Annotated in this window: 13 protein-coding genes; 10 read left to right on the forward strand and 3 right to left on the reverse strand. The window is 53.6% G+C overall.

Annotation, left to right across the window (positions count from 1 at the left end; all coding sequences use genetic code 11):
* Window positions 1-53 precede the first annotated feature (53 nt).
* The 3 genes from AC0V6Z_RS01675 (at window position 54) to AC0V6Z_RS01685 (ending at window position 2,318) form a co-directional block, all read left to right on the forward strand.
* Window positions 54-1,256, forward strand: a complete 1,203-nt coding sequence (locus tag AC0V6Z_RS01675) for a response regulator (protein WP_472639691.1) — start codon at window positions 54-56, stop codon at window positions 1,254-1,256.
* The gene (locus AC0V6Z_RS01680; protein WP_472639692.1) at window positions 1,249-1,650 is read left to right on the forward strand and encodes a hypothetical protein; all 402 of its coding nucleotides are present in this window, start codon (window positions 1,249-1,251) and stop codon (window positions 1,648-1,650) included. Before AC0V6Z_RS01675 ends, AC0V6Z_RS01680 begins: the two co-directional genes overlap by 8 nt.
* Before the next feature lie 122 nt (window positions 1,651-1,772).
* Window positions 1,773-2,318 carry a recombinase family protein gene (locus tag AC0V6Z_RS01685; protein WP_472640817.1) on the forward strand — a complete coding sequence of 182 codons (546 nt, stop codon included), beginning with the start codon at window positions 1,773-1,775 and terminating at the stop codon, window positions 2,316-2,318.
* Window positions 2,319-2,377: 59 nt separating this feature from the next.
* Here the strand turns inward: AC0V6Z_RS01685 and AC0V6Z_RS01690 are convergent, their stop codons facing one another.
* Window positions 2,378-2,917 (reverse strand): hypothetical protein, encoded by a 540-nt coding sequence (locus AC0V6Z_RS01690; RefSeq protein ID WP_472639693.1) that lies wholly within the window; start codon window positions 2,915-2,917, stop codon window positions 2,378-2,380.
* 278 nt (window positions 2,918-3,195) lie between these two features.
* Between AC0V6Z_RS01690 and AC0V6Z_RS01695 the strand changes: the two genes are divergently transcribed.
* From AC0V6Z_RS01695 to AC0V6Z_RS01710, 4 genes are all read left to right on the forward strand, one after another.
* The gene (locus tag AC0V6Z_RS01695) at window positions 3,196-3,912 is read left to right on the forward strand and encodes a hypothetical protein (protein WP_472639694.1); all 717 of its coding nucleotides are present in this window, start codon (window positions 3,196-3,198) and stop codon (window positions 3,910-3,912) included.
* Between the two features lie 558 nt (window positions 3,913-4,470).
* Window positions 4,471-5,289 (forward strand): RHS repeat-associated core domain-containing protein, encoded by an 819-nt coding sequence (locus AC0V6Z_RS01700; RefSeq protein ID WP_472639695.1) that lies wholly within the window; start codon window positions 4,471-4,473, stop codon window positions 5,287-5,289.
* On the forward strand, window positions 5,286-5,819 hold the full coding sequence (locus tag AC0V6Z_RS01705; RefSeq protein WP_472639696.1) for a hypothetical protein: 534 nt from the start codon (window positions 5,286-5,288) through the stop codon (window positions 5,817-5,819). Before AC0V6Z_RS01700 ends, AC0V6Z_RS01705 begins: the two co-directional genes overlap by 4 nt.
* A 7-nt stretch (window positions 5,820-5,826) precedes the next feature.
* Window positions 5,827-6,762 carry a transglutaminase family protein gene (locus tag AC0V6Z_RS01710; protein ID WP_472639697.1) on the forward strand — a complete coding sequence of 312 codons (936 nt, stop codon included), beginning with the start codon at window positions 5,827-5,829 and terminating at the stop codon, window positions 6,760-6,762.
* Window positions 6,763-6,948: 186 nt separating this feature from the next.
* Here the strand turns inward: AC0V6Z_RS01710 and AC0V6Z_RS01715 are convergent, their stop codons facing one another.
* Together AC0V6Z_RS01715 and AC0V6Z_RS01720 are read right to left on the reverse strand one after the other, a co-directional pair.
* Complete coding sequence (locus AC0V6Z_RS01715) at window positions 6,949-8,184, reverse strand: MFS transporter (RefSeq protein ID WP_472639698.1); 1,236 nt, start codon at window positions 8,182-8,184, stop codon at window positions 6,949-6,951.
* Entirely contained in the window at window positions 8,181-9,239 is a 1,059-nt protein-coding gene (locus tag AC0V6Z_RS01720) for a LacI family DNA-binding transcriptional regulator (protein WP_472639699.1), read from the reverse strand. The genes AC0V6Z_RS01715 and AC0V6Z_RS01720 overlap by 4 nt, the downstream gene beginning before the upstream one ends.
* A gap of 187 nt (window positions 9,240-9,426) precedes the next feature.
* Between AC0V6Z_RS01720 and AC0V6Z_RS01725 the strand changes: the two genes are divergently transcribed.
* From AC0V6Z_RS01725 to AC0V6Z_RS01735, 3 genes are all read left to right on the forward strand, one after another.
* Window positions 9,427-12,213, forward strand: coding sequence for a TonB-dependent receptor (locus AC0V6Z_RS01725; protein ID WP_472639700.1), 2,787 nt, complete (start codon window positions 9,427-9,429; stop codon window positions 12,211-12,213).
* An 88-nt stretch (window positions 12,214-12,301) separates the two neighbouring features.
* Window positions 12,302-13,240, forward strand: a complete 939-nt coding sequence (locus tag AC0V6Z_RS01730; RefSeq protein ID WP_472639701.1) for a glycoside hydrolase family 16 protein — start codon at window positions 12,302-12,304, stop codon at window positions 13,238-13,240.
* On the forward strand, window positions 13,237-15,693 hold the full coding sequence (locus AC0V6Z_RS01735) for a glycoside hydrolase family 3 protein (RefSeq protein WP_472639702.1): 2,457 nt from the start codon (window positions 13,237-13,239) through the stop codon (window positions 15,691-15,693). The genes AC0V6Z_RS01730 and AC0V6Z_RS01735 overlap by 4 nt, the downstream gene beginning before the upstream one ends.
* The last annotated feature ends 7 nt before the right edge of the window (window positions 15,694-15,700 follow it).

Genomic DNA, 15,700 nt, shown 5'->3' on the forward strand with positions numbered 1-15,700 from the left:
GGGTACTTTGGGTCGACAACCACGCTGCAAACCTAGAACCGTATGCATCAGAATTGAAGTCGCACGACATCGAAGTCGACCTATTCGCAAACCCGGACGAGGCTATGGCCGAGTTAGAGGCTAAACCTGAAGCGTATTCTTGCATTCTTTTAGACATTAGATTCTACAAGCCCGATCAGATCCCTCAAGATGAGAAATCCATTCTCAACGGATTTGAGTTTCTAGATCGCCTCCAAAGCAACGGGCGTGCGCTTCCCGTCTGTGTCCTGTCATCGTTCCTACATTTGAAAGAGAATGAAGAGAGGCTGGCGGACTACACAAGCTCGGCGAAACTTCGAGGTATCGTATTGGACAAGTTTGTCGCGGATACGGACAGCGAGTTATTTCAATCAAAGTTTGTTGAACCAATTGTAGAATTCGTGCGGCTCGTCGAAGATGAAGGATTTGATCGCGGGATTCGATCATATGAAACACAGGTCAATGTACTAAGTCCGTTTCGCGTAAGTTACAGCAGGTACATTGGTCTGACGAAAAAACAGCAAGCGGCTTTGCGGCGTGAAGCCAAAGGTATTGTGTCGGGAGCACTTAGCGAGCTTAGGAAGCGGGAGGGCATCGTCTGGGCCATGTATCTGGGCTCCAGAAAGAAGCCATACCGTGTCGCAACAAGCGCCGACGAAATTCCCGATAGCGAAGATGTAAAGGCTCTAGCGCTTGAAAGAGACAGGATTCCCTTCCAATTTCGCACAGGGACTAAGATTGAGGACAGTTGGGGTGGTTGCGGCAGCTCACTTGAGCAAGGCTCCTACGCTAAGATCGCCATGTCAGCGAAGGGCGAAACTCAAGAAACGGAATGGAAGGTGCACTTTGATTCGGGAGCCTACGAGTCCTACTTTAGTTTAGAAGAGTTTTTGGATTTGGGGTTATTCGTTGATCCGGCTCTAATGATTGAAGATACGCATCGAGGTGTTGACTTCAGCTACCGCCGGGAACCAGTGCGGCTAAGGCTAAGAGACCCAGAAACCGATGAAACGATTTACGTTCACGCGCATCTGAATCTTGTTGAAGGATGGAGCGGCAGCCCCTTTCTCGCTCCTTGCGCCAAAGGCTGTACAGAGGGCACGCGTTTCTTCGTTGGAAGCGTGCGAAACTGTATCAATCGCCCAGGCTTGATAGGCAGATCATTCCTGATCGAAGGCAAATTGGTTGCAACATTTAACCCTCTTGCTCCAACGCTAAAGGTATCGACTGTTGAGTGAAGAACTTAAAGAAATCATCGTAACTTGTAGTTCCGGCATCCTCGGCCTGTTTTTCTTCGAGTTTCAGAGAATCTACAAATGCACGGTAGTCGGCAAACATCCTGTTCCCAACAACAGGCTTTGGTGGCACGCGTTTGGCCTTTCTGGTCTGGCAATCGTCTCTGCCATATTGGCATTGCAATTTGCCAAGGGCGAATTCGTGGAAGGATTAATCTTGGGCTTTGCAGCACCGAGCGGGCTCAAGGCAGTACTTTCCAAAGAAACGCCAGATTCTAAGATTGATGACAAATGGATCGAAGAGCTTGACGGATCGAGCGTCCGATCAAGGAGCGGAATCGATAGGAAAGCTGTAACTTGGCTAAACTCCTATTTCGACACAGGCCGTCTTGGCTAAGTATACGCTCCCGAGGAGACGTACGGCTTCCACAGACCGTCTCATACGAGTTACCCCACCATTTTGAGGCGTTAAATTCTCAGGACTCAAGAACCAAATGAGGCAGGAGAATTGAAATGACGATGGTAGGTTATGCTCGCGTAAGCAGCAGCTCACAGTGTTTAGAACTTCAAGAGCAACAGTTGACAGAGATTGGCTGTGTGAAGCTCTTCTCCGAGAAAGCTAGCGGTACATCAGCTGGCAGTCGCGACGCCCTTCAGGACGCGCTAGAATGGCTCAGAGAAGGTGATACGCTTGTAGTTACTCGGCTCGACCGCTTGGCTCGATCTGGCAAAGACCTTCACACCATCATCGATCAACTTCAGGCCAAGAAAGTTGGCTTCCGTTGCCTTCAGCAAGGCGCGGTGGATACTACGACTAGCATGGGAAAACTCGTTCTCGGAATTCTCGGCGCTGTGGCTGAGTTCGAAACAGATATCCGCAAAGAACGGCAACGCGAAGGTATCGAGAAAGCTAAGAAACGCGGTGTCTACAAAGGTCGTCCGGCAAGCATCGATGCATCTCAGATCAGAGCTATGAAATCGGCTGGTATGGGTGCGAGCACTATAGCCAAGGAAATGGGTATCGGTCGCGCTAGCGTTTATCGATTGCTAGCTCGCCCTGAATGACCTTGCCTTGAACTGGTAATATGGTTTCGTATTACCGCTCAAGGGCAAGGTTTCAAATATCATCGATCAGCAAGTGCGTCTTCGTATTGCCTACGGCTGATTTCAGCCGCGTCACAATTGGTTCCGTAGCTTCGGCACGACAGCTCCAATGACTCAGCTGCATTGCGCAAGTGGCCCAACATTTGGGGGTCGGCGGCACTTTCTATATCGGGCGCGCTTGAACCGACCGCAGCAATTGCCTCATCTGCAGCTCGCTCTAATTCGTCAAGATCGTCAGTGGAGCTAGCAGGGATGCTATTGCTTTCGCCTAGCAACTCACTTGTGGCCTGAGCGCTGGCCCGGTTGCCGATGCTGATCGCTGCTTCTGCGGCTTCTTGGTAGAAGCGAGCTTTCGCAAAGTCTCCATCCATCCTCGCCTCTTCATGAAGCCGAAATGCATTCCTAGCATCTTCAAGGGCGTTCTTGGCGTCGATATCCGCGTCCCCTGTAGGCACACGAACTAGACCATTGTGTGTCGTTGGTTGTGGGTCATGCAGAACGGCGTATGAAGCTCCGGCGAGCGCGACAGCTCCTAGCGCCCAATACAATCGTGATTTCATTTGATAGCCTCCCAAGTTTGAATGAAGAGGCATTCCCGGGCAAAGCCGGGTGTTAGTAACTCCATGCACGCACAGAGCGCCGCCACCTTTAAGCGAAAGCTCTGGACATACGTGTGCGGCCACCCGGCCAGAAACTTGACCGGCGCGTGCACTGTGAGGTTACTAAGCCCCACGGTTAGGATTCACCAACCGCAATGCGTTCATACGAATGAGAAATGTTTGGCGCAAGCTACTGAGAACATATATCGTACAGGCGTATCTGATATTGGAGTTCTGAAATGCCTGCCACGCCTGACAAACGAGATTGGGAAGCCGAAATCATTGAGCAGAATGACGCGGGTACACTCTTCAAGTTTCTTGCTGAATTGGAATATGAAGTTCGCAAAGAGGAAACGGGTGAATTGCAGAACTGCGCTATTCGGCTCCATAATGAGGGCCAGATCGACTTTCTGGCTCCCCTAGTCGGCATTGAAAACGGAGGTGATTTCGATTTCTTCGGTTTACAGCAGTTCTATTGCTCAATCATTCCCGAATTGAATGCAGAACCATTGGAGATGATTGATGCGGTATCGGCCTTAGTTAGAGCGGCTGGAAATGACCTAGCGGGAGGCTATCCCAACACGGCGATCAAACAATGGGCTGAGAAAAATCAAAATGCAAATCAGGTACTCGAAGCACTAGAGCCACTAACTGAGTCGAACCGATTTTACAGAGCGCTCTTTCTTCGCGCTGGTAGCGACTATGACTTTGATTGTTTCTTTGCTGTTGCTGTTGAAGGGCTCTCGACTGAATGTGAGCACCATCGTCTGGCAGCAATAATGGCTCTTGGCGATATGGGACTCGCTGACAAACCAGAATCTAGAGACATTGTATTAGAGAAACTCCTGTCTCTGGTGCCAACTGCAAATGACGGAGAGTCAGCGACGATTGTAAAGGTCATTGCCAATTTGTTTGCGGATGATGGCGGTGGCATCATGAATGACTCAATGCAGTAGATTGGATCGACTCAAGTTGGCCTGCGAGACTCCATGAGGAGGCAGGTTCAGCGTGGAGCTTTTCAATCTAGCGCAGCGCTGGACCTGCCATAGCACGAGATAACGGTCTGGCGCCCGGACCCATCGCTCTGCGATGGGCTTTCAGTATCGCCTCCCTCCAGTTCCACAACTTGTTGAAACGGATGATGAGGATGGAAGCCGGAAAGTGGCGATCCCAATTGCTGACTTACGCGCAGCCCTCAAGCACCCTAGTGAGACCAGCTATACCTTCCTTGAAGGCAAAAGGGACGCAACCGTTACAGCGGCGCGTCCCTTGGTGATCACTAAAACAATCTCAAATGCCCCATAAGCTTAGTTTGAACGACCGCACTTTGCAATGGAATCCTCAGCAGGTCGGCAGTTCTAGCCAATATCCGTTCTTACGAGCAGTTAGACTTGGGCACTTTTGCCGTGAGCGAAATGTTCGATGTTGGCTTCTGATGCTCAAAAAGCAGCCGTTCCGCTAACGACCAAAAAACGGACATCGACAACTCAATTCGTTCGTCAAACATCCGGGCATTGTACGGGGTCGGCAATGAAACCCTGTCAGCAGTATTGCGTATAGCTTTTACTTGCCGCTATGGTGATTTCGATATTCAGAAGGAGAGGCGAGTCTTGCGAAAGCCGAATTTTAACAGCGCAGCCGCGGCATTGACTCTAGCAGCTTTGTTTGCCTCACCTGCGCAAGCTAGGTTTTTGCAGACCGACCCGATTGGCTATGAAGATCAGGTCAATCTCTATGCTTATGTTGGAAACGACCCGATAAATGGTGTTGACCCAACCGGAGAATGCGAGGTCGATGCTGACGGTAATCAGGTGGGGGTATGTCCAACGACCACTCAAGCAGCAAACATCTTGTCAGGGCAAATGTCCAATCCAAACAGCATAGCGCCTCAAGTCGAAGCTTCAGCCGTTCAGGCGGGCATAAAAATTGAGTTCTCGGTAGATCCAAACGCTGGAAGCGACGCAACGTACTATGCCAACGCCGACCCAGAGGCTGGCTACAATGGTGAGCTATCCATTGGCTTGCAACAACACACCGCAATTGGAACTCTCGTAGATGGTGGCCCCGAAGGCGTTATCCCATTTCCGACCGACGAGGTGCTTGAGCACGAGCTTAGCCACGGGCTTGATGACGTCACAGGAACGTCAAGATACGGCTCTGGCACGATCGATGCCTCAGGCGCGACTGTAAACGTTATTCCCGCAGTTCCAGTTTTCGAGGGCTTTGATCCTCCGCCTGCGGTCAATCTAGGTCGGGGAGAAGCAAGGGCGGTCAATCGCACGAATGTCTATCGACGCAGCATGGGGCGGACTCGGCAAAGGACGCGGTATTGATGCGTCAGTTTGTAGCGATCAGTTCAGCATTCTTTTTCTTGGCGACCACTAGCTCTCCGAGCTTTGCGAGAGCAGTGCGCGATTGCCCACCGCTTGCCACTGACGCTATCGGTATGACTGTTGAAGACGTTGTAGAACAATCCAGCGATGTAGTTCTTGCGGTAGCCCAGGACTTTACATCGCCTGACGATCTGCCAAGCATCTTGGGTTTCTACGAATTCGACGTCGGCAGAACGATAAAAGGCGACATGGGCATCGGCCCTCTCCAGGTTCTCGGATTTCAGCCCTACTCGAATTTGCCACAACATTATATCGATGTAACAGCTGAACATGAGAGGCGGGGAAGCCAATATCGATCGACTGAGTTCAACAAAGTAAAAGTGGGCGATGCTTGTCATCTAGCCTTCAAGGGGCTGCGCGGTTATTCCTATCTGCTGTTCTTCAAAAATGATGAGCTTTGGGGCTTCAATGTCATAAACAATCGACAGCGTGATGCGCTCTTGCAGCGTGTTGAAGCGGCGGAGCAATAGGACACAATTGCCACGCCTTTTCGCTGCCTTCTGCGCGATTGCCGCACATGTGCTTTGGTCGGCACCTCTCGTCGCCCAATCCCCCGCCGAAGTCGTTCACGCTGTTATCTCAGCTCCTGACAGCCAATTGAGCTATGAGCAGGCGAAGGTGGCCTTCGACCGTATCATCGCTCCAGAGCTGGACGAGGCAGCTGTCACAGCCGAGATTGACCAACTCGCCAGTGCCGCCGATCGCATCGCGGCGGGCGGCAACGATATCGCCGAGCTTCAGGCGGTACGGCAGGTCATTTACGAAACGGGCGCATGGAACGAGGGTAGGCCGTTCGTCTACGACCATGACGACCCTTATGGTCAAGACCTGCGCAACAAGCTCCTCGAAACATACTTCGATACACGGCGAGGCAACTGCGTCTCGATGCCGATATTGCAGCTTATCGTGGCCGAGAGGCTGGGGCTGAACGTCTCGCTATCGACAGCCCCGCTTCACGTGTTCATGCGCTACACCAACCCGACCAACGGTCGCAGCATTGCAATAGAGTCTACAAGCGGAGGCCATCCCGCCCGCGAAAGCGAGTATTTCGAGCAGATGGGCGTGACGCAAGAACAGGTGGATAGCGGCATCTATCTCGGGGTGCTGACCAAGCGCGAGAGCATTGCCGTCATAGCCAGCACAGTCACCGAATGGCTGATGAGCCGCGGCCGATACGATGACGCAATAGCGGTCGCAGACGTACTTCTCGAATATTACCCGAGAGATGTTCACGCGATGCTGACACGCGGCTCGGCACATGGTGAGCTGCTGCGCACCGAGTTCATTGAGCGTTTCCCGAACCCGCAGACGATACCGCCCAGCTTGCGGCCGCGCTTTCAGATGCTCGCCAGCCAGAACGCGGCAGCTTTCCAACAGGCGGAAGCTTGGGGGTGGAAGCCATTGGCGCAATAGCGGATCGGCAACGTCCACTCCCCCCATAATCAGTCATAACACGATGGCTAGAACTGGGCCGGAAGCTGACATTCCGGTTTGGATCAACCAAAGCTGAAAAGCCGATGTTTCACTTCTAGGCAATCTCGAAACATCTCGATGTCGGCCCACATCCTTGGCGCCGATCCGTATTAATCTTGAGCTGGCTTACCTGATCGAACGGATCCGGCTGGCGCTGAAAACTGCCATCACAGCAAGTCCCGCGGAGATTTGCATGAGCGGAGTGAGCTCAGATTGAGACAAATCATTGGAACTAAGAATGATCGCAAGGCTTGGAGCGATGATAGCTGGCAGCGTGTTCGTGAGGTTCATAATGCCCAACGTTCTGGCCCGTGACTTGGAGCTAGCCAGCAATTGCGTCACGATTGCGGTGTCGATCGTAAGGAATGCCGTAAGTCCGGCAATGAACGCGATATAGGCAGCCAAGACCACGTTCCATACGGGCCACAAAACCATGCTGATCAGAGCAATTGCGATGGCACACGCCGCGCCGAGCACGAACGCCTTGCGGACGCGCAATCGATCAGAAAAATAGCCGATCAGCAAAGCAGTGAGAATTGCTACGGGGGCCGCGCCAGATGTCATGACGCCCATGGCTTGCTCTGCAGAGCTGGCCGGAAATTCCGCCTCGTATCTAACCACATCTTGTAGGTAGTAGATCAGATAGCCAAAGATCACCGCGCCGGACACTTGGATGCAAAATCGTGCAATCCAGGCCCAGACAAGGTCGTTCCCCGGAGAGCTATCCGTTCTGGCCAGCATCAGGTCGTGCGGCTCTGCATGAGCGAGGTTGGGCTGTGCCCTGGCTAGAATGAGCAATGGCACGATCAGGATAAAGATGATGATTGCGATCGCCAAAAGCCGCTGATCATTGTTTTGAAACAAAGGCCTGGTCAAAATAGCGACGGCGAAAGTACCAATCGGCAGCCCCATGTTGACCAGAGCCGCTATACGCCCCTTCGCGTGATGTGGGACTTTGTCAGCGATAAGCGCGCCCAGCGGTGAAAAGAGAAAGTTCAAACTCAGCTGGAACAGTACAATCGCAAAGATGAGCGCCGCCCACGAATTGGCATTGGCAAAGACCAGGTAGGATATTAGGAGTGCACCGAGACTGGCGGCTATCTGTACAATCCGGCTGCCGCGTCGTTCAAATAGTTTGTCGCTGACCCATCCCGCTGCGATATTGGCAAGGCTTGCGGTTATTGCCCCCGCGAGCAACGTGAAGCTGAGCAATAGCAGCTTGTCGTCTGGCGCAATCTCCTCCGCCCTGAGCGGCAGGATAAGAACCAAGAGCGGCACAAACGCGATGGTTGCACCAGCGTTTGCTGCAGCATAGCCAGCTACGAATAGGCCAAGTTTTGATGGTTTGTCGCTTGCCGTCATTCCGGAGCAGGTCCGGTCGTCCTGCGAATTATGAGCTCAAATGGAAGGGTGATTTCAGCCCCTTTTTGACTGTCAATCTTTTGCTCGATTAGTTCACTTGCGGCGCGGCGAGCCATAGCTGCAATGGGCTGTCGAATTGCGGTAAGCGGCGGCACGCTAAAACGGACGCCCGGTGTATCATCGAAGCTGATCACCGAAAGGTCTTCGGGGACGCGAATACCAAATTCGTCGGCTTGGTGCAGTACAGCGAACGCCATCTCATCATTGCTGGCCAGGATCGCAGTGGGCCTATTTTCTGACGCAAAGAGGTTCTTTGCCGCCAATTCGCCGGAAGCAAAGCTGAAGTCGCCCGGCTGCTCCCAATCTGGATCAATCGGCGAATTGGCCCCGGCCATTGCTTCACGATAACCTTTCAACCGCGAAGAAGACGCAAGATAGTCTGAGCTGCCCGCGATGAACGCAACTTTGCGATGTCCTAAACCAAGCAAGCATTGTGTTGCCGTTTGAGCCGCCGCCATGTCATCCATCACGATATTGATGCCGTCGGTTTTGTTTGAAGAACCGATCCGCGCAAAAGGCGTCCCATTGGCCATCAACAGATCGGCCAAGTCCTGATTTTCACTATGCGGGGGCGTTAAGATGACACCATCCGGGCGGAGCGACGACAGAGCGCCCGCCAATTGCTTTGCAGCAGCAGGATTTTCTGTGTCGACCAAGTCGAAGATGAGACGAAAGCCGTTCTTCTCGCATTCCATCATGCCGCCGAATAGCATTTGATCGACCCAGTCATTTCCGCGCCCGACGCCCCAATTATCCAGTGTCCGCGCCCGGTCATTGATCGCGAGAATCAAGTAGGATCGATTGCCCCCCATTCTGCGCGCAGCGATGTTTGGAACATAGCCAAGTTGGTCAATTGCGGTTTGGACCTTCTCTCTCAAAGCCACCTTTACATTCGGAGATTTGTTGATGACGCGCGAGACGGTCTGGTGCGAGACGCCAGCCGCCGCTGCCACATCTCGGATTGTTGGAGACTTTGTTCGCGATTCGCTCGCCAATTTCTTCCCCCTGAGACATGGGTGGACCATCCCGGCCACCATAATTCGCTGTGCACCCTACCAAAATTGTCACACAAAACCAGCAGAATGTGATCGTTCACATTTTTTGGTTGTGAACGATCACATTTTCATTCTATGCAAGAGTCATAGGCAATTCGCGACAAGCGAATGCAAGGGGAGAGGCAGGATGATTCTACGTCGTACAATTCTATTGGCAGGTGTCGCGGGTGTTGCGCTGGCGCAGCCGACTTTGGCTCAAGAGCAAGCCGCACAGGGCGAGGCCGAGCCAGCGGCTGAGGCCGAAGATACGAGTTCCGACAACTCAATCATTGTTACCGCCGATCGGCGCGAGCAATCACTGCAGGATTTCGCCGGAACTGCATTTGCTATTAGCGGCGAAGATCTGCGAGCCATCGGCGTGCAGAACGTCACCGACCTGCAAGAGAGCATTCCCGGACTTTCGATCGCCAACAACCAAGGCAATATCGAAGTCTTCATTCGCGGCATCGGCAGCACCAACAACACTGAACTGGGCGACCCCGCCGCAGCGTTTCACTTCGATGGTGTGAACATTCCGCGCCCGCGCGGCATCGGCTCTGCCTTTCACGATATTCAGCGTGTTGAGGTGAACGTTGGTCCGCAGGGTACGTTGCGGGGACGCAACGCGACCGCAGGCTCTATCAACGCAATCACTATCCGTCCCGGACTTGGCTCACTCGATGGTTCAATCGAGGCGGAGTATGGGAACTTCGATCACCTCTCTCTACGCGGTACCCTCAATGTGCCCATCGGTGACGATGTAGCGGTTCGTTTCTCTGGGCTCTATCTGGAGCACGATTCCTATTACAACAACGTCGGGCCTGTTCAGGGCATTGATGTCGCCGAGGCAGAAGAGAACTTTGCTGGCCGCGCTCAGATATATTGGGAGCCAACCGATCGCTTCTCAATTTTGCTCGCGGGCGAATATATCGATGAGGGCGGCACCGGCTATACCGGGTCCAACTTCGCGCTGCCGCTTGGCGTCGCTGAAGAGCTCTCTGAAATCGAAAATCGCGAAGTGTCCTTGGACGAGATCGGCATAGGCGATCCGCGCGATGTAATTGCGCGCGGAATCACTCCAATCTTGGACACCCAGCATTGGGGCATTCGCGCCCATATTCAATATGAGGGCGATGGCTTTAACATTGAATACACGGGCAGCTACCGGGACATTGATTATGATTACACCGCGACCACGCCGCTGACCCCCAATTTTCCGGGTGTGCTTGACCGGCTCGCAGGCATCCCGCTTGATGGCAGTGCGCCGGGTGTGGACCCAGCGATTATATTGGCGGAATCGCTCGACAATTTCTCACGCTTTCAATCGATCACAGATTCGCGCGCTCATTTCCATGAGCTGCGACTCTTCAACAACGATGGGCCTTTGATCTGGAGCTTGGGCGCACAATTCATCCGTGAGGACCAATTCTCGTTCCTGGCCTCGACCGGAGACCGCAGTCCGTTCTTCCAAGGCATTGAGTTTAACACCAATGTCGATACCGAATCCTATGGTGCTTATGCCGATGTGACCTATTCGGTAACGGACAAGTTTCGCGTGACTGGCGGCATCCGCTACACCGATGACAGCAAAGAACGCTCCGGCGTCGCTGCTCGCTATGGCATTGCTTTGGGTGATGACAATTTCAACTGCTGCTTTGGTGTTAGAGCAGGCACGGAAGGGTTTGAGTTTGCTGGCCGAGGCCGCACGATCTTCAATCCCGATACTGATGGTGATGGCACCATTTCAGAAGCAGAAACCTTTGCCTTTCACCGCAACGGCATCGCTGTGTTTGGCGCGCGCGACAACCTCGGCGCTATTTTGGACGCAGGTCCGATCCCGGGGCACTTTGATGATGTTCCCAATGGCGTTCCATGCCTGGATACCAACTCGGGTGACGGACTAACCTGTGATGGTTTCGCGGCGACAACTCAGTTTACGTTCTCTGTCCCGTTCCAAGGTCAGATATTTCAACAGGAAGGCAACTTTGACGATAGCTTCGTCGATTGGCGTCTACGTGCAGAATATGACATCACAGAAGACAATCTGCTCTACGCGTTAGTCGCCAATGGCCATAAATCAGGCGGTTTCAACGATAACATCGGTGATCTGGGGCCTGCTCCGACGTTCGATACTGAAAATGTTGTTCTCTATGAAATCGGCAGCAAGAACCAGTTTGATATCGGCGAAGTTGGTGTCCGTCTGAATGCGTCCCTCTTCTACAATGATTATAGCGATCAGGTTTTCACAGGCCTGCTGAGCGTTCAGACTGCGGTTGATTTCACCAACAGCTTTGGCGGCGATATCATCGCACCACCTGACGGCACCAACACAGATCTGGTTGTGTCATTCACCTTCAATGCCGCCGACTCAGAGATCTATGGTGCGCAGATAGATGGTGGATTTGATTTGCCACATAACATCAAGATAGACTTCTCCGCCCTGTGGCTCGAAGCTGAAATCTTGGATTCTGTCGCAATTCCGGACTTCCGTTTCCAACCTGATGTGGATGCGGTGAACTCCGGACTGCGCGAGATTGAAGGTTTCCGTCCGCCGCGCACTCCGCGTTGGCAGCTGAACGGCAAGATTTCACAAGTGTTTGAACTGCCGACGGGGCAATTGGATTACGTGATCTCGATGGGGTATCGCTCATCGCAGTTCCATACCATTTTCAACAGCAACCAATTTGACGAAAATGGTCTGAACCCGGTGCAGGTAACCAATGGCCGGTTGCTGGATCGGATTGATGGCTACTTCACCATGGATATCGGTGCGGGTTGGACGATCGATGACGAAGGCAAATACCGACTTGAGGCCTATGCCAACAATGTAACCAACGCGGTGCACGAGGCAGCGATCCAGATCACTCAGTTCGACAACACCCGGTTCTTCACCCGGCCGCGGACCTATGGTGCGCGCATCCGCGCCAAGTTCTAGGCGCTAGCAGCTAAGGGAATATTGGCGCTGTGCGAGGGCACACGCCGATATTCCCGCCGATTGTGTTGTTGGAGAGGATTGGCGAGCTATGATAAAATCACTCAGTATTTGTGTTCTCGCAGCCGGTTCACTGGCTGGAATTGCTGGCACTGCGCTTGGTCAAGATAACGCCGCGAACGCGCCGGATGTGGTCACGGATACGGCATCGACCGCGTCCAAAGCCGCTGGCGAAACCGTCGAAACGAAAGTTCCGATCGGCTATGAATTGGTGTGGTCGGATGAGTTCGATCAGCCCGGCCTGCCTGATCCGACGAAATGGAAGTACGATGTCTATCGAAATGCGGACGGCTGGTACAACAACGAAAGACAATATTACTCGGCCTCTCGACTTAAGAATTCACGGGTAGAAAACGGCCACCTGATCATTGAAGCTCACCGCGAGGAATTGAGCAAAGACGAGTTCCCCGACTGGGGCGGCCAAGATTACAGCTCCGCTCGTCTCATGACCAAAGGCTTAGGTGATTGGACCTATGGTTTCTTTGAGATCCGGGCCCAAATCCCTTGCGGCTTGGGTGCGTGGCCCGCGATCTGGACCTTGCCATCCGACCCCGATGTCGAATGGCCCTCCGGCGGGGAGATCGATATTATGGAGCATGTTGGTTTCGAACCCGGCACCATCCATCATAGCGTCCATACCACAGCTTTTAACTTCTCTCGCGGATCGCAGATGACGTCAAAGCACGATCTGCCCGCCGCGTGCGATGCAATGCAGAAATACCAACTCCTGTGGACGCCTGATTTCCTCCTGTTTGGCGTCAACGATCGACCCAAATGGCTGTTCAAGAAGGAAAGCTCGAACAAGAAGCGCTGGCCGTTCACAAGGCCGCAGCATCTTCTCGTAAACCTTGCAGTGGGCGGCAATTGGGGCGGTCAGAAAGGCCTTGATAACGACATTTTTCCTGCCCGGATGGAGGTCGACTACGTGCGTGTTTATCAACCATTGGCCCAAGCTGGAGATGAGCAATGATCCGCTCTTTGATTGCAATTGCCTCTTTGGCAATGCTGGCATCGTGCACGCTGACGCCCGATCCCATTGAGACGCGGGCACTCAAATTGCTCGAGCGAATGACCTTGGAGGAGAAAGTCGGCCAGATCATTCAGGCTGATATCGCCTCCGTCACTCCGCAGGATGTGACGACATATAATCTTGGCTCAGTACTCAACGGCGGCAATTCTGCCCCGGGCGGCGGGAAGACCGCCCTTCCAGAAGAGTGGATCGCCCTTGCAGATGAATATTGGGAGGCGTCGAAGGACACGTCCGATGGCGGTGTGGGTATTCCGCTTTTGTGGGGCACGGACGCAGTTCATGGCCACAATAACCTCCAATCCGCGACGATCTTTCCGCACAATATCGGACTTGGGGCGGCCAATGATCCCGAATTGATCGGACGGATCGCGCAGGTCACGGCCCGCGAAATTCGCGCCACGGGAATTGATTGGACCTTCGCCCCGACATTGGCGGTTGCCCGCGATGACCGTTGGGGTCGCACTTATGAAAGCTATTCTGAAAACCCGGAAATTGTCGCGAGCTATTCCGCAGCGATGGTCGAGGGTTTGCAAGGTAAATCGGGCGAGGATGGCTTCTTGCTGGGCGAAAACGTGATTGGCACGGCCAAGCATTTCATCGGTGATGGAGGCACGGGCCTTGGCATCGACAAGGGCGATACGCAGGGGGATCTTGCCGACGTTTTGGAGCTACATGGTGCTGGCTATGGCCCCGCTATCGATGCTGATGTGCAAGTTGTCATGGCGAGCTTCTCCAGCGTGAATGGCCGCAAGATGCACGGTTATCAGGAACTGCTTGATGATTATCTGCGCGGCGAACTGGGCTTTGAAGGCTTCGTTATTGGCGACTGGAACGGTCACGCGGAAATTCCGGGCTGCACGGCGACGAATTGCGTCGCGGCACTCGATGCAGGGCTCGACATGTATATGGCACCTGACAGTTGGCGCGGGCTCTATGACGAGTTGCTGGCAGCAGCGAAATCGGGCGAGCTCGATATCGACCGGCTTGATGAAGCTGTGCTGCGCATTTTGAAGGTGAAGATCCGTGCTGGCTTGCTTGATGCGGTCAAACCGTCAGATCGCGCTGCGAGTACGCCTGCTGCGTTGGGCGCGGATGAGCATCGCGCCATTGCCCGAGAGGCGGTTCGCAAATCATTAGTGCTGCTCAAGAACAATGGGTCAGTTCTGCCATTGCAACCGGGGCAAAATGTCATTGTCATCGGCAGCGGCGCCGACAGCATCCAACAGCAAACCGGCGGATGGACGCTCAATTGGCAGGGCACTGGCAATACGAATGACGAGTTTTTGGCCGCGCAGAGCATCTTTGCAGGACTGAGCGAAGCGCTCGAAGCCATAGGCGGCACGGCTACTTTAGCGAGCGACACCGACTCTTCCATCGATGCTGATGTGGCGGTCGTGGTCTTCGGTGAAGAACCCTATGCCGAATATCGCGGAGACCGATCAGATCTTGTCTATGAAACAAACGAAGGCGCTGATCTGGCATTGCTGAAATCGTTCAAGGAACGCGGCATACCAGTTGTCGCAGTGTTTTTGTCGGGCCGCCCGCTATGGGTGAATACCCATATCAATGCCTCGGATGCGTTCGTTGCGGCATGGCTGCCTGGGACAGAGGGTGGCGGCGTAGCCGATGTCTTGGTTGGTAATGCAGAGGGCGAAGCACGTCACGACTTTACCGGGACACTCTCCTTCACCTGGCCTGCTCTTGGAGATGGCAAACCGCTCAATGGGAAGGATGCAGACGGCGCGTTGTTCACCCTCGGCTATGGGCTCAATTACGGCTCGACAAAAGCGCTAGAGCGGTTCTCGGAGGATCCCGGAATTGACTTGAGCAGCGCCTTTGATGGGACAATCTTTGCTCGCGGAGATGCGGCTTCTGGGTTCAGTGTCTTTCTGGGCGACAGTTCGAATGCCAATATTCCGCTGACTTCACTCGCCGGGCAAAGCTTATCGGGCTCGATCAGGGTCAAAGGCGTTGATCACCTGGCGCAAGAAGATGCGCGAATGATCACATGGGACGGCAATGGCCAAGGGCAATACAGTCTTCGCGCCAATCGAGAGCTCGACATTGGCGCTTCTGATCTACCAGCTTCGCTTGATCTGGTGATTGAATGGAACGTCGAAACCGTCCTGACGAATAAGCTTGAGTTGATCGTGGGGTGCGGAGAGGGTTGCTCCGGTGTGCTGGGCATCACTCAAATTGCGCGTCAGGCAATCGACAGGGGATGGACCAGCGTTCGCGTACCTTTGGCTTGCTTTGAGCAGGCTGGACTCGACAAGGCGCTTGTGAAGACACCGTTCGCTTTACGGAGCAGTGGGCGAGCACAGATTTCAATCCATTCGGTTGTTTTCGAAGAGCGCGGTTCCGACCAGATCGAGTGTTCAATTTACGGATAAAGGCCGG

The sequence above is a fragment of the Erythrobacter sp. SN6-5 genome (assembly GCF_057364945.1).